The organism is Terribacillus halophilus (assembly GCF_900162685.1).
Taxonomy (GTDB): Bacteria; Bacillota; Bacilli; order Bacillales; family Amphibacillaceae; genus Terribacillus; species Terribacillus halophilus_A.
Genome location: NZ_LT727827.1, coordinates 239,248 through 264,771, shown reverse-complemented (window position 1 = coordinate 264,771; position 25,524 = coordinate 239,248). Strand labels below are relative to the sequence as shown.

Sequence of the window (25,524 nt, the reverse complement as noted above, 5' to 3'; positions counted from 1 at the left end):
GGGAGAAATCATGTTACAAGTAAAGCCTTATCAATTTTGGTTCGTTACAGGAAGTCAGCATTTATATGGGGAAGAAACACTAAAGCAAGTGCAAGGTAATTCGGAGGATTTGATCCATAAATTAAATGAGCAAGGCAATCTGCCATTTCCAATTACCTTTAAAGAGGTGCTCACGAACGCAGCAGACATACAGCGAGTGAGTTTGGAGGCAAATGCCGATCCAGAATGTGCGGGCTTGATTACGTGGATGCACACGTTCTCACCAGCGAAAATGTGGATTGGCGGACTAAAGACGCTGCAGAAGCCGCTTTTGCATTTGCATACGCAGTACAACCGTGATGTACCTTGGGATACCATTGACATGGACTTTATGAACTTGAATCAAGCCGCTCATGGCGACCGTGAATATGGCTTTATGGGAACACGTCTTAACAAAGCTAGAAAAGTGATAGTCGGCTATTGGGGCGATGCCAAAATACAGGGGCGCATTGCTGATTGGATGACAACAGCTGTTGGCGTTAACGAAAGTCAGCAAATCAAGGTAGCGCGATTTGGCGATAACATGCGTAACGTTGCCGTTACTGACGGTGATAAAGTGGAAGCACAAATTAAGTTTGGCTGGACTGTCGATTATTATGGCATTGGTGATCTTGTTGCGGAAATGAATGAAGTAAGTGACGCAGATGTAGATGACCTCGTTGCGGCTTATAAGGAAGTGTACGATCTGCCGACAGAAGCAGAACAGGTAGCTTCTGTGCGTGAACAGGCCAAAATAGAAGTGGCATTAAAGCGCTTTTTAGATCGAGGCGGTTACCAAGCGTTCAGTACGAACTTCGAAGATTTGCATGGAATGAACCAGCTGCCAGGACTCGCTGTTCAGCATCTGATGGCGCAAGGTTACGGCTTTGCTGGCGAAGGAGATTGGCGTACAGCAGCACTCGTTCGTCTGCTAAAGGCAATGGCCAATAATGAAAAAACATCCTTTATGGAAGATTACACGTACCATTTAGAAGAAGGTGCGGAATTAATCTTAGGATCACATATGCTGGAAGTTTGTCCGACAGTTGCCAAAAACAGACCATCTATTCAAGTGCACCCGTTAGGCATCGGCGGCAAAGATGATCCAGCGCGAATCGTATTTGATGGGATTGCCGGTGAAGCAATTAACGTTTCCATCATTGAGCTCGGCGGCCGTTTCCGTATGATCATCAATAAAGTAGATGCCGTCGAGGCAGAAAGAGAAACACCAAACTTGCCGGTAGCCAAAGTATTGTGGAAGCCGCAGCCATCTTTAAGTGAAGCGACAGAAGCGTGGATTTATGCTGGAGGTGCTCACCATACTGCGCTTACCTTTACCCTGACCGCTGAGCAGCTGGAAGACTTTGCTGACATAATTGGCATAGAATGTGTAACAATTGATAACGATACAAAGTTAAAGCAATTCCGAAAAGAATTGCAGTGGAATCAGGCAGTGTGGAGATAAGAACAAAAAAGATGTGCGTTTTTGCACATCTTTTTTGAATAATAGTTTTTAATCACAATTTATCTCTACTTAGAAATTGCTGAATCATATAGCAAGTAAACGCTTGAGTTCTTCTAATACAGTTATTTCATAATCAGGCACTACTGGTAGATGATTCTGTAGCTTGCCAGGGTTAAACCAGCATGTATCCATACCAGCTTTATGACCTCCCTGTATGTCAGCTGCTAACGAATCGCCAATAATGAGGGAATGGCTCGGGCTTACGTCGGGAACGCGTTCAAACACATAATCAAAGAATTCGGCCATTGGTTTCTGGAAGCCAGTGTCTTCGGAGACGAAAACAGACTGGAAATACGGCAGCAGGCCGGTTGCTTTTAGGCGACGATATTGTGTTTCAGAAACGCCGTTCGTCACGATGTAAAGCGGATAGTGCTTGCTCAGTTCTTCTAATACTTCGGCAGCGCCAACTATCATATGTGTTCCTTGTCCTAACAGCTCGCGATAAGCTGCATCTAATTCTGCACCATTATTTTCACGGCCGTAAAGCGCAGAAAACTCACGGAATCTTGACTGCACAACTGTATCCCGATCAATTTCTCCTTTTTCAAAGGAACTCCATAGGCGCTTATTAATGGTGCGGTAGACTGTCATGGCTTCTTCATCTATTGGCAATCCATGTTGTTGAAATAGAAGAGGGAGGGCTTCCTGCTCCGTTTTCGTAAAATCGAGAATTGTATTATCTACATCAAAAAATAAAGCCTGGTAGTTTTTCATTATGGTACTGTCCTCCAATAAAACGAGCGTTCTCTTATAGGTTGAGCGCGCATCTTATGTATTATTTGCTGCTGCTCTGATACTACCATAAGAGAACATAGAGAAAAATAGATGGATATGTCCTGCCTGAAACAGAAAGATCTTACCGTAATAGATAACAACATAGTGCGCCTTTCCCATCACCTGTGGTATGCTAACTTATACGAACATGTCAAGGAAGCTGGTGTGAGTTATGCAGACAAAGTATGCAATTGTAAAACAAGCAATCAAGTCCAAAATCCTCGATGGTACGTATGAGCCGCATGCGAAAATTCCATCCGAGAGTGTCATGATGAAGCAGTTCGATGTTAGCCGTCATACGGTGCGGCTGGCAATAGGTGAGCTGGTGAATGAAGGCTGGCTTTACCGAGAGCAAGGTGCAGGTACATTTTGTGCGGATCGTTCCAAGCATCAGCTGCAGCAGAATGGTATGCAGAATAAAAATATTGCTATTGTGACTACTTACATCTCTGATTATATCTTTCCATCAATTATTCGGGGAGCAGAGGCCTTTCTAAGTGAACATGGCTATAATGTGAGCTTATTCAACACCGATAATAACCATGAAAAAGAACGAGAATACTTGGAGCGGATTATTACGACAGGCTTTGACGGCGCAATTATTGAGCCGACGAAAAGTGCTTCTGCCAATCCAAATATCAATTATTATTTGAATTTAGAGCGACTTCAAATTCCCTACATTATGATTAATGCTTACTATGATGCGCTGGAGCCGTTTCGGGTGCTTGTGGACGATGAACGTGGTGCGTTTTTGCAAACCGAACATCTGATTCAGCAAGGACATCGTGATATTGTTGGTTTCTTCAAGACGGACGATATGCAAGGAACACTTCGGATGAAAGGATACTTGAAGGCGCATCGCGAAAACAAAGTACCAATCAACCCTAAACATATTGTCACGTACAAAACAGAAGAAAAGCATCAGAAGCCAATACATGAGCTTGAAGTGCTGCTTGATCAAGCAGATGCAAAGCCGACGGGACTAGTTTGCTACAATGATGAGCTCGCAATCAAGTTGCTCGATGTACTGCGTACCCGGGATATGAAGGTCCCGCAAGATATGTCGATTGTTGGATTCGATAATTCTAACTTAGCTGAGTTATCAGAAGTGAAACTTACTTCAGTTGAGCATCCAAAAGCTGAACTTGGCCGAGCAGCGGGCAAGTTGATTATAGATTTGATTGAAAGCAAGCATGGCAAGGGCTCAGGGAAGACAATTGATAGTGTTGTATTTCCGACGGAGCTGGTAACGAGAAATTCAACACAAGCAATAGGGGTAAATAGATTAGAAAAGATATAGAAACAAAGAGAGCTGACGTTTGTTCAGCTTTTTTACTATCATGAATAAAAAAATGTGCTATGAAATAGGTTCCTAAAGTTGTTCGTATAAGTTTTGGTGAAAAAGAGAGAAAACTTATTGACTGATTGGTATCATGGTGCTAGGATAGATGTAACACGCATCGTAAAAGCTGACGAACAAAAATGTATGCGCTATCATCCAGACTGTCTCACGTTAGCTGATTACGGTAAGGGAGGTATGACCTCTTTAGTGAACGCTTTCAAAGAAGTGCTTGCCATGAATAAAAATGAGGGGGTAGCTTTGATGAAGAAAGTTTTAAAAACGCTGATGATTGGTCTCATGATTGTCGTATTAGTTGCTTGCAGTAAAGGCAGCGGCGGTGGAGGCAGTGAAGCGGATGAAACAGAAGTTGTTGGCGCAGATTTAGAGGGTGCAACAGAATTGACTTATTGGACATTTGTTGGGCAGCATATGGATTTGTTTAAAGAATCGGCAGAACGCTGGAATAAAGAATTTCCGGACCGGCCGATCAAGCTTACAGCAGAAACATATCCATTTGACCAGATGCACAACAATTTGCTGCTAAGCTTGCAGTCTGGTAAAGGTGCACCAGATATTGCAGATATTGAATTGAGTAAGTTTCCAAACTTCTTGCAGGGTAAGCCGCAGCTGGAACCGATGAATGAATATGTAGAGCCAGTATTGGACGATTCCGTCACAGCTCGTTTTGAATTATATGCAAAAGACGGAGAATATTATGGAGTACCAACACATGTAGGCGCCACAGTGATGTATTACAATACAGAAATCATGGATCAAGCTGGCGTTGATATTGATTCCATCCAGACTTGGGATGATTTTGTAGAAGCTGGCAAACAAGTAACAGAAAAGACAGATGCGTTCATGTGGAACGTCGGAACTGCCGACTTCTTAATGGATCTATGGCCGATGGTCTCTCAGCAGGATTCTGATTTTTTTGATACAGAAGGAAATTTGACACTCGATAACGAAACAAATATAGATACATTGCAATTCCTTTATGACACGGTTTATACAGATAAAATTGCAGAGCTTACTCCTGGCGGAACAAACCAGTCAGAAGACTTTTATAAATATTACACAGAAGGTAAATCTGCTGCCATTTTAGCTCCGCTTTGGTATATGGGGCGTTTCCTTGATAATATGCCAGAGATGGAAGGGAAGATTGCGATTAAACCACTTCCTGCGTGGGAAGAAGGCGGCAAACGTTCAGCTGGTATGGGCGGAACAGGCACAGCGGTAACAAACCAGTCCGAAAGTACGGATCTGGCTAAAGAATTCCTTGCGTATACGAAGATTTCAGAAGAGGGAAGCATTAACTTGTGGAAGGTTCTTGGATTTGACCCGCCTCGCTGGGATGTATGGGAAAGCGATGCAGTCAAAGAAGATAACAAATACTATCAATTCTTTGGTGATGGCATCTTCGATATGTTGTTGGAAGTAAAAGATGAAATCAACACGCTTAATATTACGGAAAGTACACCAGATGTCTCCACTGAATATAACACAATCATCGCCGATTCTGTGTTAAGGCAGAAGAACAAAACACCAGAGGAAGCAATGAAAGAGGCTGCTGATAAGATTGAGAGCACCATGAAAAAATAAGGATGATTTTAACTATCTCCGAGCAGCGGTTCTGCAAGCTGCTCGGTTTTTTGTATAGTTAATGTTGCAAAAAATGCTTGTTTTTAAAGTGATTTCTGACTATACTAAATATATAAACTTATACGTACATATTTCCAGTTAACGAGGTGTCTCCAAAATATGTTCGTACAAGGCGCGATGCGAATCGCCTTCTTTTTTTACTATATTTGTAAGCGTTATCAATATAAAGGGAGTGGAATGAATGGCAAATAAGCTGCAAGCGACAATGGTGCTGGATAAGAGTTATCAAATCAGCGAGGTCGATCAACGTATTTACGGTTCGTTTATTGAACATCTTGGAAGAGCAGTATATGGCGGCATTTATGAACCAGGCCACCCGGAAGCGGACGAACAAGGTTTTCGAAAAGATGTAATTGATCTGGTCAAGGAACTGCAAGTACCAATTGTCCGTTACCCTGGCGGTAATATGGTGTCTGCTTATAACTGGGAAGATGGCGTCGGACCAAAAGAAGAAAGACCGAGACGGCTGGAGCTAGCGTGGCGCACAATCGAAACAAATGAAATGGGAACGAATGAATTTGTTGATTGGGCGAAAAAAGCAGGAGCAGACGTGATGATGGCAGTAAACCTTGGTACGAGAGGCATCGATGCTGCACGTAACTTAATTGAGTATACCAATCATCCAAGTGGCACGTACTGGAGCGATTTACGCAGAGCACATGGCTATGAACAGCCACATCAAATCAAAACGTGGTGCTTAGGTAATGAAATGGATGGTCCATGGCAGGTAGGGCAGAAAACAGCTGCCGAATATGGAAAAATTGCAAAAGAAACAGGCAAAGCAATGAAGCTTGTTGATCCAACAATTGAGCTAGTAGCATGCGGCAGCTCTAATACGGATATGCCGACATTCCCGGAATATGAAGCAACAACACTTGATATCGCTTACGAAGAAGTTGATTTTATATCACTTCATCAATATTACGGCAACAGTTCCAATGATCCTGCTAACTATTTGGCAAAGAACATGGACATGGATCATTTTATTAAAACAGTAACCGCAACTTGTGACTATATCAAAGCGAAACACCGCAGCAAGAAGACGATCAACTTAAGCTTTGATGAATGGAATGTTTGGTATCACTCCAGAGAGCATGATGAAAAGCTGGAGCCGTGGACAGTAGCGCCGCCGCAGTTAGAGGATGTCTACAATTTTGAGGACGCCTTGCTGGTGGGAAGTATGCTGATTACGATGCTTCGCCATGCAGACCGCGTGAAGATGGCGTGTATGGCACAGCTCGTGAATGTTATTGCGCCGATCATGACCGAAAATAACGGTCAATCTTGGAAACAGACAATCTATTATCCTTACTTGCACGCATCTGTATTTGGCCGGGGGGTAAGCTTACAGCCAATCCTTTCATCTCCGAAATACGACAGCAAAGATTTCACAGATGTACCATTTATTGATTGTGCAGCTGTGTACGATGAACAAGGAGAAGGATTAACCATTTTCCTCGTCAATAAACACTTAGAAGACACGATTCCGCTTGAGGTGGATGTGCGAAGCTTTGAAGGCTACACGATTAAAGAACATATTGTACTAGAGCATCATGACTTGAAAGCCGCTAACACAGAAGATACAGCACGTGTGACCCCGCATACAAACGGAGATTCCAGCTTGGCAGATGGGAAGCTACATGCGCAGCTGCATCGAACTTCTTGGAATGTCATTCGGCTGCATAAAACAAAATCTAACGAATCGTGAGGGGGGATTGTTGTGAACACAGTTACAAATCCAGTGACACCGGTACCAGATCGAAAAAAACAAAACAAGTTCGTCCGATTTCTAAATTCTAAAAAAGTAGTGCCTTTTGTTTTCATTTCACCATTTGTTTTGTCACTGCTTCTGTTTACCGTTTATCCAGCTATTCAAGGTGTGATGATGAGTTTTCAGAGCGTGCTGCCAGGACAAGTGGAATTCATTGGGATGAGCAATTATGAACGTGTATTCAATCCGACGTTCTACCGAGCTGTATCGAATACGACGATTTATGTTATTCTCACCGTATTGATTTTGACCATCATTCCGATGGTACTCGCCGTTATACTGAATTCGAAGCATGTGCGTTTCCGAAATATTTTCCGAGCATCACTGTTTATTCCTGCCCTTACATCAACAATCGTCGGCGGGATGATCTTTCGCTTCATGTTCAGTGAACAAGACAGTGCAGTAGCAAACCAGTTCATCGGATTTTTCGGGTTTGATTCTGTAAAATGGATGTTTTCGCCGTGGGCGGCAATCTTGCTCATGGTACTCCTAGCCAGCTGGCGCTGGATAGGCGTAAATATACTGTACTTCCTAGCTGCTTTGCAGAACGTGCCGGATGAAATGTATGAAGCAGCACAAATTGATGGTGCAACAAGAATGCAGCGTTTCCGTTTTATCACGATGCCAATGCTGAAGCCAATCATTGTATTCGTTAGTACGATTACCATTATTAATGGTTTCCGAATGTTCGAAGAGAGTTATGTATTCTGGGCGGTCGGTTCACCAGGTAACATTGGTCTTTCTATTGCGGCTTATATTTATCAGCAAGGAATTCAGCAAAACGACATGGGCTTTGGTGCTGCATTAGGCGTTGTGCTCATGCTTATCATCTTCGTCATCAGTATTATTTACTTGATTGCGACAGGAACATTTAAGAAGGAGGGCAGATGATGAAAAAGAATAACAGTAAACTGCTCAGCATCATTGCCACTGTTGTCATGGCCATCGTCAGCTTGATTGCGCTTTTCCCGATTATCAGTATGGTGCTGTCTTCGTTTATCCCGTCTTCTTCCCTAATGCGGAATGGGATATCGTTCAGTTTTCCTTGGAGTGAATTAACGCTAAGCAACTACACGTACATCTTTACCCAGTCGGCAGAATATTGGACTTGGTATGGAAACAGTTTATGGATTTCAGCGCTCATGATCGTCCTGTCCCTCTTCTTTTCTTCCATGGTCGGCTATGCGCTTGCGATGTACGACTTTAAAGGCAGTAATCTTTTCTTTGTCGCTGTAGTGTTTATCCTTATGGTGCCATTTGAGATTCTTATGCTGCCGCTCTTCCAGCTCATGATTGATATGATGCTGGTTGATACGTATCTAGGCGTCATCCTGCCGGGCATAGTGGCACCTGTAGCTGTGTTCTTTTTCCGGCAATATGCACTTGGCTTGCCGAAAGAATTAATGGACGCAGCTCGGATTGATGGATCCACCGAATACGGTATCTTCTTTAAAATTATGCTGCCGTTAATGGGGCCGTCACTTGCAGCAATGGCTATTTTGCAAGGGCTGGGCAGCTGGAATAACTTCCTATGGCCGCTTTTGGTGCTCCGATCGAATGATATGTTCACATTGCCGCTTGGACTCGCAACACTGCTAACACCATACGGCAACAACTACGACATCCTGATTGCTGGGTCGGTCATGACGATTATTCCAATCGTTATTCTGTTCTTATTCTTCCAGCGTTACTTTATTTCTGGTTTGACTGTCGGCGGTGTGAAAGGCTGATGGGTGGGCTGCTAGTTTGTCTATTGAACTAGCAGCCTGTGTATTAAAGGAAAGGGGTTAGGAAGATGCTGAAAAAAGGGTTGAAAAACTTAGATAAAACGCTGTTATGGATTACACGTTTTGCCTATTTGAATGCCTTGTTTTTACTATACAGTCTGTTAGGTTTGTTCATTGCTGGTGTGGCGCCGGCAACAGTAGCTGCTTTACAGGTTTCTCGAAAACTATTGAATGGGGAGGAAGTAAAGCTTCATCCAGCATTCCGTCGCGCTTACAAAGAAGAATTTTGGGCAGCGAACAAGCTCGGATGGCTGCTGGCAGCAGCAGGGTTCATTCTGTATATCAACTTTCTGCTTATCGGGCAGGCGGATGGGCAGTTGTTCTTCCTAGTTCCATTCCTTTTCTACGTCCTCATTTTGTTTTATGTGACAGTCGTCATCTGGAGTTTTCCGTTGCTGGCGCAATATAAGGCAGGAACTTTCCAGATAGTGAAGAATGCATTCATTATTGGCCTCACGAGGTTTCATATGACGCTCTCGATTGGGGTGCTTTTATTTGCGGTTCTGTATCATTCCATCGGTTTGCCTGTACTGCTGCTGTTCTTCTGTTTCAGTTTCAGTGCCTTCGGATGGATGTGGCTGAGCCTGAAAGTATTCAACACGATGAAACAGCAAAAACAATTAGCGAGCTAATTCATTTTGAATAAAGATTGGAGCGATTCGCATGTCAACGAAACTACTAATCCAGGCTGATGTTACCGAAGGGAAAATTAACAAAAATATTTACGGTCACTTTGCGGAACATCTTGGAAGAGGGATTTATGAAGGGATTTGGGTCGGAGAAGATTCTTCCATACCGAATACAAAAGGAATTCGGAATGATGTCCTTGAAGCATTGCAGAAGCTGCACATACCAGTACTGCGCTGGCCAGGCGGCTGTTTTGCTGATGAATATCACTGGAAAGATGGCATCGGTCCGCGCGAGGAGCGTAAGCGTATGGTTAACACGCACTGGGGCGGCGTTGTCGAGAATAACCATTTTGGTACGCACGAATTTTTTACACTTTGTGAACTTCTAGATGCCGAGCCTTATATTTGCGGGAATGTTGGCAGCGGAACTGTGCAGGAAATGTCGGAGTGGGTGGAGTATATGACATTCGACGGCGAATCCCCAATGACCGCTTGGCGTCAGGAAAATGGACGCAAGGAACCTTGGAAGCTAAAGTATTTTGGGGTTGGAAACGAAAACTGGGGCTGCGGCGGAAATATGCGCCCGGAATATTATGCAGATCTTTATCGTCGATACCAGACATATGTACGCAACTATGGCGAGAACACCTTGTACAAAATTGCTGGTGGCGCCAATATTGATGATTACCATTGGACCGATGTACTCATGCGAGAGGCAGCTACAATGATGGATGGCTTGAGTCTGCATTATTACACGATTCCTGGTGATTTCTGGCTTGGAAAAGGCTCTGCGACAGACTTTACCGAGAAGGAATGGCACTTGACGCTGAAGCGTGCGCTATGGATTGAAGAGCTGATTGAAAAGCATGGCACCATTATGGATAAGTATGATCCGGAAAAACGTGTCGGCTTGATTATCGATGAGTGGGGAACATGGTTTGACGTAGAACCAGGAACAAACCCAGGTTTTCTTTATCAGCAAAATACAATCCGGGATGCGCTCGTAGCTGGAGCGTCACTCAATATCTTCAATAATCATAGCGATCGTGTGCAAATGGCTAATATCGCTCAAACGGTCAATGTGCTGCAAGCAATGATTCTAACAGAAGGACAGGAAATGATTAAAACACCAACATATCATGTATTTGATTTGTATCAGGTGCACCAGGATGCAGACCGTCTATCCTTCCATCTGGAAACAGATGATCTGACACACGGGGAACTTGCATATCCATCTGTCACTACCTCGGTATCAAAAGGGCAGGATGGCAAGATTCATATTAGTTTTTGTAATCTTGATGCTACAAATGACGTGAAAGTTGATACAGAACTTCGCGGCGCTGCAGCAGGGAGGGTAAGCGGCCAGGTGCTTACGGCGAATGAAAAGGATGCCCGAAATACATTTGAAAAGCCTGATGCAGTACAGACAACTGCGTTCACAAATTTCACAAAGCACGGCAAAGGACTGCATGTTACATTGCCGCCAATGAGTGTTACGGTGCTCACAATTGAGGAGGGAGCATAATGCAGCTTTCGGCAGATTTGCTCGCATTAGCTGAAGAATATGGAATTAACGCTGACACTTTTCCACGATTGGAAGTAGAAGCAGGAGCGCTCACTTCTGTCGCATCCTTCTTAAAAGAAAAAAACTGGTCGCAGGCAGTTCTCCTTGTAGATGCTCAAACAAGAGCTGCAGCAGGTGAGCAGCTCGCGGTGCATTTGCAAGATAACGGCATTCGAGTTCAGATGGTTGAATTGGTTGCGAATCACCATGATCAGGTGAATGCAGATGAAGCCTCGCTCGTACAAGTGCTTGTCGAAACACCAATGGATACAGATGTGCTGCTAGCTGTAGGGGCGGGGACGATTCACGATATTACCCGTTTTTGCAGTCAGAAGCTTTCGATTCCATTTGTGAGTGTCCCGACAGCGGCATCTGTTGATGGTTTTACCTCCAAAGGTGCACCATTAATCTTACGCGGTGTGAAGCAGACAATTCAAACGGCAGCACCAGTCGCAGTTTTTGCTGATCTCAATATTTTATGTGCTGCACCACGTGCACTGACAGCTGCGGGGTTTGGCGATATTTTAGGAAAGTTCACATCTCTGTTGGATTGGGAGATTTCTGCTTTAGTTGGAAAAGAACCGTATAATGCGCTAGCCGCAAAGATGACAAGGCAGTCGCTTGATAACTGTGTGGAGCATGTGGAGGAGATCGCCAAAGCAAATGAAGCCGGCATCAAAATTTTGATGGAGGCACTGATTGAATCGGGCCTTGTGATGCAAGTACTGGACTTTTCCCGGCCCGCTTCTGGAGCAGAGCATCACTTGTCTCATTATTGGGAGATGCATTTGCTGGAAGCCGACAAAAGACAGCTGCTGCATGGATCCAAAGTTGGTGTCGCGTGTGCAATCATCACCGAACTTTATAAAAACTGGAGTGAACAGTTTGATCCGCTGGAAGCAGAAGGTGATTATGCTCTTTTATTGCAGGAATACTGGCAGGATATCCGGCTGAAAATCGCCGCACTGCCTACGCCAGAAGCATTGCAATATTACTTATATCAAGTGGGGGCTCCTGCGACAGCAGATGAGATTGGCATCCAGGAATCACTTGTACAGGATAGTTTAAATGAAGCTTATCATCTGCGTGATCGCTGTACAGGATTGCTGCTCATGAATCAATATAAAAAAGAGCCAATCAGTTATCCGCTGCAGGATCGAATTGGCAGCCGATGACTTGTCCGACTTGTCCGAAGAGAAAAAGCTATTCTGCAGCAGAAGCCGAGGTGCTTGTCCGAGAGCAGTTAGCGTTGGAACCTATTTTAGCAGATGAAGCTGCGGTGTCGGCGCGTTTAGCGATTTGCAATACTTGTCCATCTTTGACTGCAGAACATACATGCGCTCACTGCGGCTGTTTTATTCAGTTTCGGGCTTCCCTTCCGTATAAGCGCTGTCCTGATCCTGACGGAGACCGCTGGCAGCAGGTATAATGGAAGAAAGGAGGCGACTGCTATGACGTATTATCAGGAGCTGGACGCAGTTTTATTTGATTTGGACGGTACCGTATGGAAAGATTTCATGCTGATTGACGGAGCTGCGGATACGATACGTACCTTGCAGGAAGCTGGCAAACGCGTGATTGGATTGAGTAATCGAGGCACCCACTCCAGAACGCAGATTGCTGCTTATTTTCAGGAGCAAGGTATTCACTGGGAGAAGGAAGACATTATTATGTCTTCGTATCTTGCGGCTGATTACTTGCAGACACATTATCCGAAGCTGCCAGTTTGGGTGCTTGGGGAAGAGGGGCTTCGGGAGGAATTGCAGGAAGCGGGTTTGACACTTGCTGCAAAGCCTGAAGATGCCGATTGGCTGGTTATTTCTTTGCACACTGGTGTTACGTATCATGATTTGAATCAAGCGTTTCGCGCCGTTATCCATGGAGCGAGAATACTTGCTACAAATCAGGACCCTGTTTTTCCAGGCAAGGACGGTCTGCAGCTCGACGTCGGCGGTTTGATCGGCGCAATTGAAGCATCAACAGGGAAGAAAACCGATATTATCGTCGGTAAACCATCTCACTTTATGTATCAAAAAGTCATGCAGCAAGCAGGCAGCAATCCGGAAAAGACAATGATCGTCGGCGACAGTTTGACATCAGACATAGCAATGGGAGCTATGTTCGGGCTAAAGACAGCATTAGTGCTGACAGGCAATACAACAAAGGAGCAGGCAGCTATTTCGAGCATTAAGCCCGATTTAATTCTGCCTTCCATTAAGGAACTTCCATTCGCTTAAGAATTTGGAGGAGATAAGATGAAAATCGACAGTGTTAATCCAATTGAAGTGCATGTTAAACAAGGAGAAACAATCGAATTGCCGACAGCAGTAGATGTTCAAATAGAAGAAGGCGTGCAAGCCGCCTATCCTGTCAGCTGGTCGGCTTTACCTGATACGAGCAGGGCTGGAGTGTATGAAGTAGAAGGGGAAATAGTAGTAGAAAATTATCCGGAGCCTTTCATTGCCCAGCGAGCGGACCCTTATATTTTGAAAGCAGATGACGGGTTCTATTACTTTACTGGCTCCTATCCGAAGTATGACAGAATCGTCCTGCGCCGTGCGAAGACGATAGAGGGATTGCGCGAAGCAGAGGAGCATACAGTGTGGCGGGCGCATGAATCTGGTATTCTATCAGAACATATTTGGGCTCCAGAGTTGCATCATATTAACGGTAAATGGTACATACATGTTGCAGCGGGAGACAAGAAGGATGTGTGGGCCATCCGCCCGTATGTATTTGAATGTGGTGGTGATCCGCTAAAGGATGAATGGACAGTAAAGGGAGCTATTAATACCGAATTTCAGAGCTTCTCCTTGGACGCAACGACGTTCGAACATCATAACAAGCAGTATCTTGTCTGGGCGCAAAAAACAGAGAACGACACCATTTCCAATCTTTATATCGCCGAAATGGAGAACCCATGGACAATCAAAGGTGAACAGGTGCTGCTCACCAAGCCAGAGTATGACTGGGAAAGAGCAGGTTTTGATGTAAATGAGGGCCCTGCCTTTCTTCGCCGTTATGGCAAGGTGTTTCTAACCTTTTCCGCAAGTGCGACCGATGACCGTTATGTTATGGGACTTTTATATGCGGATGAAGATGCTGATCTGCTGGATCCTGCTGCTTGGACAAAAGTGCCAGAGCCTGTGCTGACGAGCTCTGCTGATACTGGTCTTTACGGGCCAGGGCACAACAGCTTTACGGTGACAGAAGATGGCTTTGATCTGCTCGTCTACCATGCCAGACCTTATAAGGAGATTGAAGGCAATCCGCTTTATGATCCAAACCGGCATGCACGTGTACAGCGTTTCTTTTGGAAGGATGAGATGCCTTATTTCGGTGAACCAGGGTATAAGACAGATATAGCAGTAGTACCTAAAGCGAAAATTATTATAGAGTAACGGAAAGTCCCTGCATGTGCGTGCAGGGGCTTTTTATATACAGCAAAAATTAATATGGCACTTTACTTTCCGGTTATTGTATGTATTGATAAAATATTCTATATATTGTCACTTGTAAATCTAAGGAGATGAGGAAGTTTGTTTCCATACCGTAATGATGTAAGGAAAATTTTAATACCTTACTTACAGCAACTAACCGCTGAAAAATGGCAGGCTAACGCCTATCATAACAGTATTTCCTGGGTAATCGAGCATATGGCGCAAACGGAAGACTACTGGGTATTTCAAATTGGAATGAAACAAAACAGCAGGAAATTGGACAATCAGAATCCATTAACCAACTATATCCGTATCCGAGAAGAAACAGACAAGGTTTTACATTCCTTGAAGGAGAAAGAGTGGGAACGATTGGTTGATGTACCTGATTTTTCGGATGGCTGGCGGCCGCCTTCTGAGCCGACAATGCAATGGCTGTTTCACCATGTGTATTCACATGAAGCGTATCATGCTGGACAAGTTGGTGTGATTGCAAGGTTAAATGGATTTGATGGACCATTGTTTTAAACAGTGTAACTCACGTGTTATCGGGAGGTAAGGGAATGTTTCAAGTGGAATTATTTGTCCAAAATCTAGCTTCTTCCGTTGTGTTCTATCGATGCTTGTTAGGAAAAGGGTGTGCTAGTTACAACGAAACAAGTGCTCTCTTTGAAGATGCAAGAGGAACTGTCTTAAGGTTGACGGATGAATCTGTTTTGAATACAAATCATTATTTTAATTCTATGCATGATTCGGCAAAAGGAAAGGGAGTGGAGCTTATCATGACAGTTGATAAAGTAGACCAGGTTTTCAACAATTTCCTCAGTATATACCCAGCACAGATAGAATCACAGCTTGCAGATAGATCATGGGGAAAGCGTGACTTTCGAGTAATTGATCATGATGGGTATTATGTGCGGGTGACATCATGAAGGAAATCTTAGTAGTAACGGAGAAAAGAACATGCAACTAACTCGCTTTCGAGAAGAATATGCACACTTAATCGAGACGTATACATTGTCAGAAGAGCAGCTGCGTTTTACTGGGCATCCAGTTGAAAGTGTTGCTTTGTGCCGAGTGAATCCAAATCGTCATGCTATCTTGGGAATTGAGGATGCTGTACTGGTGACTTATTTTGCTTTGCATGAACAAGAGGGTGTTCAGCGCTTTTCTGATAACCCAGCAGCCATTCTTTTGCGGACTTTTTCGACGGATTATCACCATCTTGGAAAAGGATATGGAAAAGGAGCTCTGGAAAGATTGCCAGCGTTTATGCAGCAAGCGTTTCCGCATATAGAAGAGATTGTTCTGGCGGTAAATGAAGGAAATGAATTAGCCCGCAGGCTTTATGAAAAGGGGGGTTATCAGGATACTGGCCGCCGAGTGATGGGGAGAAAAGGAATGCTTATCGTAATGAGCTGCCCTGTATCAGTTCATGTTTAACTCTGCAGGTAAGTATAGGGTAAGGGAAGACGAAGCAAAGTTAAAGCCAGCCGAGTAGGCTGGCTTTTATAATCTGCGTGCATGTTTTTCACTTAGACTGGCAAGTTAAGAAGAAAATATACTGCAGAAGGTGATTTAATTGGATTTAAATGTTATATGGAAATCTATCCTCATTATTATCGTCGGTATCTTGCTGATTCGGTTCTCTGGAAGAAGGTCTATATCCCAAATGACAATTTCCCAGACTGTCATCATGATCTCAATTGGTACGTTACTAATCCAGCCAGTTAGCGGGAAAAATCTTTGGGGGACTTTCGCCATTGCAGCGCTTTTAATTGTAACGCTAATGATATTAGAGTTTTTGCAATTAAAATGGAACAAAGCAGAATCCTTCTTCACTGGCAAAGCTAAAATTGTCATCGAGAATGGGCAGCTGGATGTAAAAACCCTCAAAAAATTAAAACTATCTGTGGACAAACTAGAAATGCGGCTCAGGCAGCAAGGAATTGCTTCCATTCAAGATCTCAAATGGGCTACGGTCGAACCAAGCGGCCAACTTGGCTATATGTTGAAAGAAAACAAGCAGCCTGCGACGAAAGAGGATCTGGCTGCGTTGCATCAATTGATTAAAGGTATACAAACTGGTGAGCAAGTTGAGTCAGATTTAGCAAAAGTACAACCTTCAGCTTCTAATTTGTTTTCCGAAATTGAAGGCAGTCACCAGCCAGAACATTCTCAGCGCTTGAACTAGTATGATTTAAGATGGCCACTTTCTCGTATTTAAATGTAATAAGGCAAGAAGCTTTTTTCTTTGGTCAAATGTTTGTAGTTTCTCTCGTGCTGGTTGAATAGGCAAACCTTTTTCACCTAATTCTGTTAGGTTAGGGTATGGAGCTTCTTCATTTTTTCAGACACTGAAACAAAGTCTAATGTATTCAAAAATGTAAAGATAGATGAACATGTCTGCATCACAATGACTGGATTCGGTAATGTCTCTTTCGGAAGATGCTGTTCCATCACGTGAAGTGCATCTTTCAAAGCAGCAATAGCCAAAGCAGCTGATTTGGAAGAATCTTTATTGAAATAGTAATGGAGAATTGGGTAAGCATTGTTCACTCAGTGTAGATAAATTTGAACTAACCAAGCTGAGAGGCTTATCTAAGTTGCGCAGATTTTTCCCATTCCAAGCTGTCAAAAGAATCTCGGTGCCGGTCTGCCTAATACCTGCTTGCAAATACGTTTAAACCTTTCTACATAAACTAAGGCAGAACAGGTCATTCTAATAATGTGCAATAGAAAGGCGGCACTGAAAGATGAATTTATTTAGGAGGATGACGATGGGAATCTTGAGCGGAAATCCGCAAGACGAGCCGTTACATTACGGAGAAGTTTACGGACTTTGGTCTTTCGTTTTGACAGGCAATAAGATGATTGCAAATCATCAAATGTTGTTAAACCATGTAGGCGATGACGACTTGAAAAAACTTATGACAGACGCAATTGATGGAGCAAAAGAAGAAGTGAAACAGGTGTCGGAAATCTTGCGGGCGAATGGCATCGCTTTACCGCCGTCTGCACCAGAACCGCCAAAAGTGGAACTGGAATCTATTCCAGTTGGCGCACGATTCATTGATCCTGATGTAGCAGCAACTGCTTCAGCTGGTGTAGCTGCAGGTCTTGTTGCATGCAGCACAATGATGGGACAATCTATTCGTGAAGATGTTGGCATGATGTTCGGGCAGTTCCATACGAATAAAGCAATGCTAGGTGCAAAATTCTTGAAGTTATTGAAGGAAAAAGGCTGGCTGATGCCGCCGCCGCTGCATCAGCCAAATAAAGAAGGTTAACCAAGGAAGCAGCCACAGATGGCTGCTTTTTTGCTGTCATTCTCCAATAGTATCCTTTAAGATACTATGCCACTTTTAAGTGCGTACTTGTTGTTTTAACTAAAAAACTTAATAATAGTCACTAGGGGATTTAGGGGAATACGATTCCAGATTGAGATATAATGGAGGTTTTTACAAATGAACGTATTAGTAGTTAAAGCAAATAATCGTCCAGCTTCTGAGGCGATTTCGAGTAAAATGTATGAAACATTCATGCAAGAAATAGAAGGTGCAGAAAATCTTTCTGTTACTACGTATGATGTATTCGCAGAGGATACACCATATTTCGGACAAGAATTGTTCGATGCTTTCGGTAAAGTGCAAAATGGTGCTGAACTGAATGATACAGAGCAGCGTCTATTGGCTGCTAAGCAAAAAGCGATGGATTTGGTTACAGCAGCAGATGTCGTTGTATTCGCGTTCCCACTATGGAACTTGACAATTCCTGCTAAATTGCAGACTTTCATTGATTATGTATATGCTGCAGGCTTTGCATTCAAATACAGTGCAGAAGGTAGCTTAATTCCATTGATGACAGACAAGAAAGCGATCTTCCTTAATGCACGCGGAGGCGTTTACTCTCTACCCGAAGCTGCACCTATGGAAATGTCTCTTAACTACATGCGCAATGTATTCGGCGGCGTTTTCGGTATGGAAATCATCGATGAAGTTGTTATTGAAGGACATAATGCTTCTCCTGATCAAGCAGCTCAAATCATCGAAGATGGTCTTGGACAAGTAAAAGAAGCAGCAGCACGTTTGAAAAACTAAGTATCTTATACAGACAAAAAAGCAGAGAAACTTCGGTTTCTCTGCTTTTTTTCTGCTCAGCTTTTAATATAAATCATCTAATAGGTCTCGGTCACAAGATTCACATGATCCACTTTAAGGGTGTCATCGTTAACGATAAACTCCAGCTGATAGCTGCCAGTCTCGTAACTATATTTATGCTGGTCTGTTGACGGAATGGAAGTTATTGTATCAGCTTTTCCAATCTGCTGCTCTAACACAGCAGGCGTAATGCTGCCTAAGTTTGTCTTGCGTTCTACGTTCGTGCCAAGGTAACGGATTTCTTTTAAGATGCCATCTTGGTTGTATTTAAAGTGAAAACCGGGATTTCCCATTTCTGCATGATAGGTATCAAATGTTCCCGAAGTATAAGGTTGTCCAATTTTATCAATGACATCAGCACGTGTTGTTTCTCCAATTGTGAAATCGCTGGCGATATCAATGGATGCGCCATTTGCTGCCTGACTATAAAGGTTGATTAACATCCCATGCGCTGACTCTGCCGTTACGGAAACGTTCGTTGATTTTCGAGGTTCGGCATCGGCCTGGCTCGGTGCAATTAAGCTCCCAGTTCCTAAAACAGTTCCGGCAGTAAGGATGCCTAACGCTGCCATGTGTACTGGTTTCTTTCTTGCCATGATGTATTCCTCCTTTAGTTATAGTTCTGTTTACCGCAACATTTGCGCTCGTAAACATAAGCGTTATAAAAAACGAAAAAGATGAACTGTCACCAGTCCATCTTTTTTATTTAGCTTCCGCCTGATTATTTCGTTTTGTTTGCTTATGAATCGTATGATTTGTTCCCCATACATGCATGGCATGTAGAATGGGCTCTAGGCTTGTGCCGTAATCTGTAATTGAATACTCCACTTTTGGAGGCACTTGGGCGTATACTTTACGCTCGATAATGTCTTCTTCTTCTAGCTCACGAAGCTGGTTTGTCAGCATTTTCTGTGTAATTCCGGGCAAACTACGTTTCAGTTCATTAAACCGCTGTGTTCCATTCTTCAGCAAATGAAGCAGAATGACAGGTTTCCACTTTCCAACTAAGATACCAAGTGCATCTGTTACTTTACACATTTCCGGCACAATTTCTTCGTTATGATTGTCCATCTTTTATCCCCCGCTTCCACAGTATCTTTTTTTATACTATACCACTTTTAAGTGCGTACTTTCCAATAAGTAATCCTTGGTGGATAATGGCTGTAAGATAAAATTTAGGGAGACAGATTTATGGAAAATTATCGTATTGATCCAAGTAAAGGTATGGAATTTGGTATTTACACATTAGGTGATCATTTAGCTAATCCGCATACAGGAGAACGAATTTCTGCGCAAGAGAGAGTGCAGCAGTTGGTGCGATTGGCACAGTTAGCAGATCAAGCTGGTCTTGATTTCTTTAGTGTCGGGGAAAGCCATCAGCCTTATTTTGCATCGCAGGCTCACGCAGTTATATTGGCCGCAATTGCACAAGCGACGGAGAAGATAAAAATCGGCAGTTCCTCAACGATTATTAGTACCTCCGATCCAGTACGGGTATATGAGAATTTTGCTACGCTTGATTTGCTATCGGGCGGAAGAGCTGAAATTGTAGCCGGACGTGCTTCGCGTGTCGGATTATTTGAATTGCTCGGTTATGATTTGCACGACTACGAAGCACTCTTTGAAGAGAAATTCGACTTGCTATTGCAGATCAATCAGGAAGAGGTTGTAAACTGGAGCGGAGAATTCCGCAAACCATTGCGGAACGCGCAAGTGCTGCCGCGTCCGGTGGAAGGCTCATTGCCTATTTGGCGTGCTGTAGGCGGAACACCAGCGAGTGCGATTAAAGCTGGTTATGCTGGGGTACCAATGATTACTGCCATGCTTGGCGGACCTGCAAGTGTATTCAAGCGAACAATTGACGCCTACCGTGAAGCATTAACAGCACGTGGATTTGACGCAACACAGATTCCAGTAGCAACAACAGGCTTCTTCTACGCAGCAGAAACAACACAAGAAGCTTTGCGCGACTATTATCCGCATATAAATGAGGGTATGAAGAAAACAAACGGACAAGGATTCCCGAAACAGTTATTTGCACAGGCCCAAGATCACCGCAGCATTATTAATGTCGGCAGCCCCCAGCAGATTATCGAGAAGATTCTTTATCAGCATGAGCAATTCGGTCATCAGCGCTATCTGGCACAGCTTGATTTCGGCGGCGTACCGTTTGAGAAGATGGAACGTAATATTGAGTTGATTGGAACGGAAATTCTGCCGGCAATTAAGAAATATACGAAGCAAGGAGGAACGGATGCATGAGGGTAGTAGGTTTAGCAGGATCAATCGTCGGATCTAAAACCAAAACAGCGATGTCTTTGCTTTGGGAAGAAATGCTCAAAGCCTATCCGGATGCGGACCATGAGCTATTGGATTTGGCTGATTATAAGCTCCAATTCAGTGATGGAAGAAACTATTTAGAGTACACAGGTGATACAGCATATGTGACGCAAAAGCTGATGGAAGCAGATATTCTGTTTATTGGCACACCAATTTTCCAAGCTTCCATACCAGGGACATTGAAAAATGTATTCGATCTTTTGCCTACACAGGCATTTCGGGATAAAGTAGCGGGGATTGTTGTTACAGCAGGTTCAGCAAAGCATTACCTTGTTGCAGAACAGCAGCTAAAACCGATTTTGTCTTATATGAAAGCACATATCGTAGCATCATATGTATTTGTCGAAGAAAAAGACTTCCTGAACGGAAATGTCATCAATGACGACGTACATCTCCGACTTCAGCGATTGGCAGAGGATGCATTTGACTTAGCGGAAGCACAACTAAGTGTGAGAGAGAAAAGAGAAGCAGAGTATGATTTTTAAATAGAAACAAAAAGAGGCAGCTGTCTGGAAAGATGGCTGCCTCTTTTTTTTGTCGATATCTAATACAACCTTGGATACATATATTGTTAGAAATAACTATATATGCATTAATTATCTATGTGGTTCTTTATAATGGGGAGATGAATGTAAGTGGTGTATAAGTTAGTCTAAAAATCAAAAAGGAGCGGATATCTTGAATAAGGTCTTAAAAATAATTCTCGGAATATTAATTGGAATAGCTATAATAATTGCTATTCTGGCAGTTTCTTTTATAATCGGAATGTCACCCGACAGTGAAAAAGAAGATGCGATTAAGAATAAAGCCAGCAGCTATCTGAGTGAGAATTTTAATGGGGACTTTGAGATATTTGACACTTTATATGATAATATGGGGAACTTTGAATTTGAATACGCAGCAAAAGCTCGTAACACAAACAATGGCGTAGAATTTTTGATATATGAGGACGATGAGACCAGAAAGCTAATTGATACCTACGTGTCTGATAAATGGAGGGAAGAGTTGGAAAATGATATCCGAGCCTATCTAGAAGAAAATTTTACAGATGTGCATGATTATTTCGCTCTGTTTGATAACGAAATAGGTAAAGAATTATCAATAGACGCTTCTGAACCAGGAAGTTATAAAGAACATGAAGTATCGCCGCTTATTCGTATAGATGTGGCACGTGAGAAAGAAGAACAAGACGATAAGCAGTTTAATGCGTTTGTCTCCTATTTACAAGAGGAGGGTATTTTAGAACACGGTACCGTTATTTTTTCCTATGTAGCAGAAAGTGGTGCTATTCTGGAACAAGAAGACTGGAGAAAAGAGTTCTGATACGGCGTAATCTCTTCTGCCGGTACATCATTCGTCGGCTTTCTGTTTCATACTTTTGTTCTTAAAAAACACCTCCAAGTCTTTCGGATACTATCCGTTTTAAGAATTGGAGGTGTTTTTTTATTAGTATCCTTTAGGGCTAGTACCAAAATGGCTGCCTCTTTTTAGTTAATCCCACTAGGTTCTCTGTTAGCAGCTTCTGCTTGAGCATCAATAATTGTGCCGTTTTCATAGACGCGATAAATGCCCGCAGTACCAGTACCGCTGTTTGTCATTGCCGATTCAGACTTTAATGTTACATAATAATAAGTACCATTTTATCTTTTTCACTGTGTTCAGCTGTGCCAACAATAAGGTCTTTGTTATCTTTGATGTTGAGTTGTTCCTCGAGCAGTTCAGCGGCGTCGTTCGGGCTGGTGACAACTTTTGTCTCCGTTTGTTCAACAGGCTCTTCTGTATATTGATCAATGATTGTACCATCTTCATACACACGGTAAATACCAGCAGTACCGGATCCGCCATTCTCTACCCATTCCTTTACTTTCGTCACCAAAGTATAATAAGCTCCAGCTTCATCTTCCTCGAGGCTTCCGCCCATTGGATCGATAATAAGACCATCTTTTTCTTTGATAGCGAGACGTTCCTTGAGCAGTGCAATAGCTTCATCTGCGCTGTTTACTACCTTTGTTTGCTGGTCAGAATCCAATTGCTTCGTCTCTGCCTCAACCTCTACAGATGTATCGTTCTCACCCTTATTATTTGAAGCATCACTTGATTCCTGTTCAGAGTTGGCTGCTGTTTCTGGTGTTGTTTCTTCTTGATCTGCTTCACTATCTCTTGTATGTGCTTCCGTTTCAGTTTCCGTGTTTTTTTGCTGTTCTGTTTCTTCTTCGGCATTGCTGCATGCTGTAAATAGTAAAAGAAAAACAGGCAGTATTAAAAAGCATATACGAGCTCTTTTCAACGCTAATCCTTCCAATCTCTAACAGTTATGTAGTTGTTTCTAATGTAACACAATTGGAAGGAATGACCAAATAAGTGTTGTGAAATGTTTATATTGTACATAGGAGAAACATTTAAGAGTAGTAAAAATGAGAAAGTTCTAAGTGAGAAGTGGCAGCCAAATACAGAATGGTTGCACCGCCAGGATCGCCTTTTTTGAATGGATAAAGACTGGAAATGTACTTCTGGAGTAACGTCACATTGCTCACCCTCTCGTCATGTACTTGTCTTGATTTTATTCTAAGAAAATAGGGAGCATGGCGGTAGAGGGGTGTTTTGTAAGTTTTTCATAGATTGTGTCGATTGCTGTCTAAAGAATATAATAGACAGATAAAGAGGGATTTGCATATAATAAAACTGACCACTGGTCAAAGAGGTGTGGAAAATAGCTGAATTAACAAGAAGGCGTATTATCGAGCAGGCAAGAACATTGTTTATTGAACAAGGTTATGAAAAAGTCTCCATGCGTGGTATTGCGAAGGATTTAGGATGCAGCCATGGCGCTTTGTATTATCATTTTAAGAATAAGACAACTCTCTTTTCAGAGGTATTAGCGTTTTATTTTGATGAATTAAATCTACTCATTGATCTTACAGTGAAGCAGGCAGAAAACGATAAATTGCAGGAGTTGTTTCTTGCATTTTTGCGTTTCGGTCTTAATTATCCGCATCAATATGAATTGATGTTTTTACTGAAAAGTGAAGAAATGGATAGTCTAATGCAGCAGTCGGCCACTGCGAGTTATGAAAAATTCGCAGCAGCAGTGCGAGAAGCTAGCGGTAAAGAACTTCAGAATGAGGCGATTTACTCAATTTTTCTAGCGCTGCATGGATTTGTATCTCTTCACCTACACCGCATCCCAAGTTTTGAGGGAGTTGCCAAATCAGCTGCAGTGCATGTTGATTTTTTAAGAGAGACCATCTGAGTGGTCTTTTTTATCTACTTTAATTGACCACTGGTCAAAATGAAAGGGGGAGCTTTGTGATTACAAAAAGAATGCAAATGCGTATCGTTTTAGTGCTGGCAATAGGAATCGCTATTTATTCTGTTGTGCAGTACGGAATAGTTGGAATGGATAAAGCGGGTTTTATTATGCAGAAGATCAGTTTAGGAGAGATTCTATCTAGTGTGTGGAAAGTGATGCTCGGCGTTCACATTGTGACAAGTATCTTCGCGCTTGTACTAGGTCCTTTTTTACTAATGGAAAAGGTAAGACAGAAAAACAAAATGCTGCATAAACGCATGGGCTATATGTATACAGCCGGCGTAATAGGTGGAGGAGTTTCTGGGTTGTATCTAGCTTATTATGCTACAGGCGGCGTGATTGCTCAAACCGGTTTCGGTATGCTTGCTATTGTTTGGTTCATATCGGTAATCCTTGCAGTCAAAGCAGCTACCCAAAGAAAAATAGTCCAGCATCGATACTGGACTATGGTGAATTACAGTCTAACATTTGCTGCGGTGACACTGCGAATTTGGCTCGGTTTATTTGTGTTTGTTTTTGGTTTCCAGCAATATGAGGTGTATTATGCCTACACAGCATGGATCTGCTGGGTTCCAAATCTGCTGTTTGTCCTAGTTTATCTTAAACGGAAAAAGAGTAATGTGTTCTAAAGTTTCGGCTGCTTTGATTTCTTACTAGGTACGAAATAGGAGCTTGCTCCAAGCAGAATAGCTCCGACCATTGCCATCCCAACACCAATGAATGTGTTTGTAAGTGATAAATAGATGCCGCCAATTAAAATAAAGGTGCCAACAAGATGCAAGAATATATGTTTTCCCATCATGATCTCCCTCTGTAGCAAGCTGCTGCCCTTTAAGATTACTAAATAGTTTGATAATAAGCAAATATGTGTTTAACCGTGTTAACTTTGGGATATTTAATTAAGAAGGTAAAATCAAAGGAGGCACTATTCGTGCAGGAAAAGTTTGATGTAGAGTTTACATTTGTCGGCGGAGATAAGTATACATTCACAGATTACCAGTCTGGTTCCTATGTTCATGTAGTGAACGAGATCAAAGCTAGTGAGAATGGCTGGTTTGGAGTAGCTGGTGAAGTTGTCAATCTAGCGAATGTGACATCTGCTAAAGTGATAGAGAAATAATGAGGGAGGCACCTATCGAAGGATAGGTGCCTTTTTTATGGAAAAAGATTTATTTCCATAGGGCAACAACTGGCAATAACATGAA

Annotated in this window: 30 protein-coding genes; 24 read left to right on the top strand and 6 right to left on the bottom strand. The window is 42.8% G+C overall.

Annotation, left to right across the window (positions count from 1 at the left end; genetic code table 11):
• The first annotated feature begins 10 nt into the window (after positions 1–10).
• Positions 11–1,483, top strand: a complete 1,473-nt coding sequence (araA, locus tag B1K52_RS02275; protein WP_077304987.1) for an L-arabinose isomerase — start codon at positions 11–13, stop codon at positions 1,481–1,483.
• A gap of 84 nt (positions 1,484–1,567) precedes the next feature.
• Here the strand turns inward: araA and B1K52_RS02270 are convergent, their stop codons facing one another.
• Entirely contained in the window at positions 1,568–2,257 is a 690-nt protein-coding gene (locus B1K52_RS02270; RefSeq protein WP_077304984.1) for a YjjG family noncanonical pyrimidine nucleotidase, read from the bottom strand.
• Positions 2,258–2,489: 232 nt separating this feature from the next.
• On the opposite strand from B1K52_RS02270, the gene B1K52_RS02265 reads away from it, so the two are divergent.
• The 17 genes from B1K52_RS02265 to B1K52_RS02180 all read left to right on the top strand — a co-directional run bounded on the left by B1K52_RS02265 (position 2,490) and on the right by B1K52_RS02180 (position 18,609).
• Positions 2,490–3,617: a GntR family transcriptional regulator gene (locus tag B1K52_RS02265; protein WP_077304981.1), complete on the top strand. Its 1,128-nt coding sequence runs from the start codon at positions 2,490–2,492 to the stop codon at positions 3,615–3,617.
• Positions 3,618–3,920: 303 nt separating this feature from the next.
• A complete protein-coding gene (locus tag B1K52_RS02260) occupies positions 3,921–5,261 on the top strand; it encodes an ABC transporter substrate-binding protein (RefSeq protein ID WP_077305845.1) in 1,341 nt (446 codons plus the stop codon).
• A gap of 241 nt (positions 5,262–5,502) precedes the next feature.
• A complete protein-coding gene (gene arfA / locus B1K52_RS02255; RefSeq protein WP_077304978.1) occupies positions 5,503–7,029 on the top strand; it encodes an arabinosylfuranosidase ArfA in 1,527 nt (508 codons plus the stop codon).
• Positions 7,030–7,041: 12 nt separating this feature from the next.
• On the top strand, positions 7,042–7,983 hold the full coding sequence (locus B1K52_RS02250; protein ID WP_077304975.1) for a carbohydrate ABC transporter permease: 942 nt from the start codon (positions 7,042–7,044) through the stop codon (positions 7,981–7,983).
• The gene (locus tag B1K52_RS02245) at positions 7,983–8,822 is read left to right on the top strand and encodes a carbohydrate ABC transporter permease (RefSeq protein WP_077304972.1); all 840 of its coding nucleotides are present in this window, start codon (positions 7,983–7,985) and stop codon (positions 8,820–8,822) included. Before B1K52_RS02250 ends, B1K52_RS02245 begins: the two co-directional genes overlap by 1 nt.
• A 65-nt stretch (positions 8,823–8,887) precedes the next feature.
• Positions 8,888–9,511, top strand: coding sequence for a YesL family protein (locus B1K52_RS02240; RefSeq protein ID WP_077304968.1), 624 nt, complete (start codon positions 8,888–8,890; stop codon positions 9,509–9,511).
• Positions 9,512–9,542: 31 nt separating this feature from the next.
• Positions 9,543–11,033, top strand: coding sequence for an alpha-N-arabinofuranosidase (locus B1K52_RS02235; protein WP_077304965.1), 1,491 nt, complete (start codon positions 9,543–9,545; stop codon positions 11,031–11,033).
• Positions 11,033–12,247 (top strand): sn-glycerol-1-phosphate dehydrogenase, encoded by a 1,215-nt coding sequence (locus B1K52_RS02230; protein ID WP_077304962.1) that lies wholly within the window; start codon positions 11,033–11,035, stop codon positions 12,245–12,247. Before B1K52_RS02235 ends, B1K52_RS02230 begins: the two co-directional genes overlap by 1 nt.
• The gene (locus B1K52_RS02225) at positions 12,244–12,501 is read left to right on the top strand and encodes a DUF6171 family protein (protein ID WP_077304959.1); all 258 of its coding nucleotides are present in this window, start codon (positions 12,244–12,246) and stop codon (positions 12,499–12,501) included. The genes B1K52_RS02230 and B1K52_RS02225 overlap by 4 nt, the downstream gene beginning before the upstream one ends.
• A 22-nt stretch (positions 12,502–12,523) precedes the next feature.
• Positions 12,524–13,309 (top strand): HAD-IIA family hydrolase, encoded by a 786-nt coding sequence (locus B1K52_RS02220; RefSeq protein ID WP_077304958.1) that lies wholly within the window; start codon positions 12,524–12,526, stop codon positions 13,307–13,309.
• Positions 13,310–13,327: 18 nt separating this feature from the next.
• Positions 13,328–14,473 (top strand): family 43 glycosylhydrolase, encoded by a 1,146-nt coding sequence (locus tag B1K52_RS02215; RefSeq protein WP_077304955.1) that lies wholly within the window; start codon positions 13,328–13,330, stop codon positions 14,471–14,473.
• Positions 14,474–14,611: 138 nt separating this feature from the next.
• Positions 14,612–15,037 carry a DinB family protein gene (locus B1K52_RS02210; RefSeq protein WP_077304952.1) on the top strand — a complete coding sequence of 142 codons (426 nt, stop codon included), beginning with the start codon at positions 14,612–14,614 and terminating at the stop codon, positions 15,035–15,037.
• A gap of 35 nt (positions 15,038–15,072) precedes the next feature.
• Positions 15,073–15,441 (top strand): VOC family protein, encoded by a 369-nt coding sequence (locus B1K52_RS02205; protein ID WP_077304949.1) that lies wholly within the window; start codon positions 15,073–15,075, stop codon positions 15,439–15,441.
• Between the two features lie 31 nt (positions 15,442–15,472).
• Positions 15,473–15,952, top strand: a complete 480-nt coding sequence (locus B1K52_RS02200; protein ID WP_077304946.1) for a GNAT family N-acetyltransferase — start codon at positions 15,473–15,475, stop codon at positions 15,950–15,952.
• 139 nt (positions 15,953–16,091) lie between these two features.
• Positions 16,092–16,703: a DUF421 domain-containing protein gene (locus tag B1K52_RS02195; RefSeq protein WP_077304943.1), complete on the top strand. Its 612-nt coding sequence runs from the start codon at positions 16,092–16,094 to the stop codon at positions 16,701–16,703.
• Positions 16,704–17,289: 586 nt separating this feature from the next.
• A complete protein-coding gene (locus tag B1K52_RS02185; protein ID WP_077304938.1) occupies positions 17,290–17,799 on the top strand; it encodes a DUF3231 family protein in 510 nt (169 codons plus the stop codon).
• 177 nt (positions 17,800–17,976) lie between these two features.
• A complete protein-coding gene (locus tag B1K52_RS02180; RefSeq protein ID WP_077304935.1) occupies positions 17,977–18,609 on the top strand; it encodes an FMN-dependent NADH-azoreductase in 633 nt (210 codons plus the stop codon).
• A gap of 77 nt (positions 18,610–18,686) precedes the next feature.
• Here B1K52_RS02180 and B1K52_RS02175 read toward each other — a convergent pair whose 3' ends face one another.
• Together B1K52_RS02175 and B1K52_RS02170 are read right to left on the bottom strand one after the other, a co-directional pair.
• Entirely contained in the window at positions 18,687–19,265 is a 579-nt protein-coding gene (locus tag B1K52_RS02175) for a YjgB family protein (RefSeq protein ID WP_077304932.1), read from the bottom strand.
• A gap of 106 nt (positions 19,266–19,371) precedes the next feature.
• A complete protein-coding gene (locus tag B1K52_RS02170) occupies positions 19,372–19,740 on the bottom strand; it encodes a winged helix-turn-helix transcriptional regulator (RefSeq protein WP_077304929.1) in 369 nt (122 codons plus the stop codon).
• A 120-nt stretch (positions 19,741–19,860) separates the two neighbouring features.
• Here B1K52_RS02170 and B1K52_RS02165 point away from each other — a divergent pair, with 120 nt between their 5' ends.
• The 3 genes from B1K52_RS02165 to B1K52_RS02155 all read left to right on the top strand — a co-directional run bounded on the left by B1K52_RS02165 (position 19,861) and on the right by B1K52_RS02155 (position 22,332).
• Positions 19,861–20,931 (top strand): LLM class flavin-dependent oxidoreductase, encoded by a 1,071-nt coding sequence (locus B1K52_RS02165; protein ID WP_077304926.1) that lies wholly within the window; start codon positions 19,861–19,863, stop codon positions 20,929–20,931.
• A complete protein-coding gene (locus B1K52_RS02160; protein ID WP_077304923.1) occupies positions 20,928–21,494 on the top strand; it encodes an NADPH-dependent FMN reductase in 567 nt (188 codons plus the stop codon). Before B1K52_RS02165 ends, B1K52_RS02160 begins: the two co-directional genes overlap by 4 nt.
• Before the next feature lie 193 nt (positions 21,495–21,687).
• Entirely contained in the window at positions 21,688–22,332 is a 645-nt protein-coding gene (locus B1K52_RS02155) for a hypothetical protein (RefSeq protein ID WP_077304920.1), read from the top strand.
• Between the two features lie 295 nt (positions 22,333–22,627).
• Here B1K52_RS02155 and B1K52_RS02150 read toward each other — a convergent pair whose 3' ends face one another.
• Complete coding sequence (locus B1K52_RS02150) at positions 22,628–23,296, bottom strand: hypothetical protein (RefSeq protein ID WP_077304917.1); 669 nt, start codon at positions 23,294–23,296, stop codon at positions 22,628–22,630.
• A gap of 112 nt (positions 23,297–23,408) precedes the next feature.
• The gene (locus B1K52_RS18165; protein ID WP_256855819.1) at positions 23,409–23,534 is read right to left on the bottom strand and encodes a hypothetical protein; all 126 of its coding nucleotides are present in this window, start codon (positions 23,532–23,534) and stop codon (positions 23,409–23,411) included.
• A 176-nt stretch (positions 23,535–23,710) separates the two neighbouring features.
• Here B1K52_RS18165 and B1K52_RS02145 point away from each other — a divergent pair, with 176 nt between their 5' ends.
• Together B1K52_RS02145 and B1K52_RS02140 are read left to right on the top strand one after the other, a co-directional pair.
• Positions 23,711–24,259: a TetR/AcrR family transcriptional regulator gene (locus B1K52_RS02145; RefSeq protein ID WP_077304914.1), complete on the top strand. Its 549-nt coding sequence runs from the start codon at positions 23,711–23,713 to the stop codon at positions 24,257–24,259.
• Between the two features lie 56 nt (positions 24,260–24,315).
• Positions 24,316–24,948: a DUF2306 domain-containing protein gene (locus tag B1K52_RS02140; protein ID WP_077304912.1), complete on the top strand. Its 633-nt coding sequence runs from the start codon at positions 24,316–24,318 to the stop codon at positions 24,946–24,948.
• On the opposite strand, the gene B1K52_RS17815 is transcribed toward B1K52_RS02140, so the two are convergent.
• The gene (locus B1K52_RS17815) at positions 24,945–25,118 is read right to left on the bottom strand and encodes a hypothetical protein (RefSeq protein ID WP_179106429.1); all 174 of its coding nucleotides are present in this window, start codon (positions 25,116–25,118) and stop codon (positions 24,945–24,947) included. The genes B1K52_RS02140 and B1K52_RS17815 overlap by 4 nt on opposite strands.
• Positions 25,119–25,250: 132 nt before the next feature.
• On the opposite strand from B1K52_RS17815, the gene B1K52_RS02135 reads away from it, so the two are divergent.
• The gene (locus B1K52_RS02135) at positions 25,251–25,439 is read left to right on the top strand and encodes a hypothetical protein (RefSeq protein ID WP_077304910.1); all 189 of its coding nucleotides are present in this window, start codon (positions 25,251–25,253) and stop codon (positions 25,437–25,439) included.
• Positions 25,440–25,524: the final 85 nt, after the last annotated feature.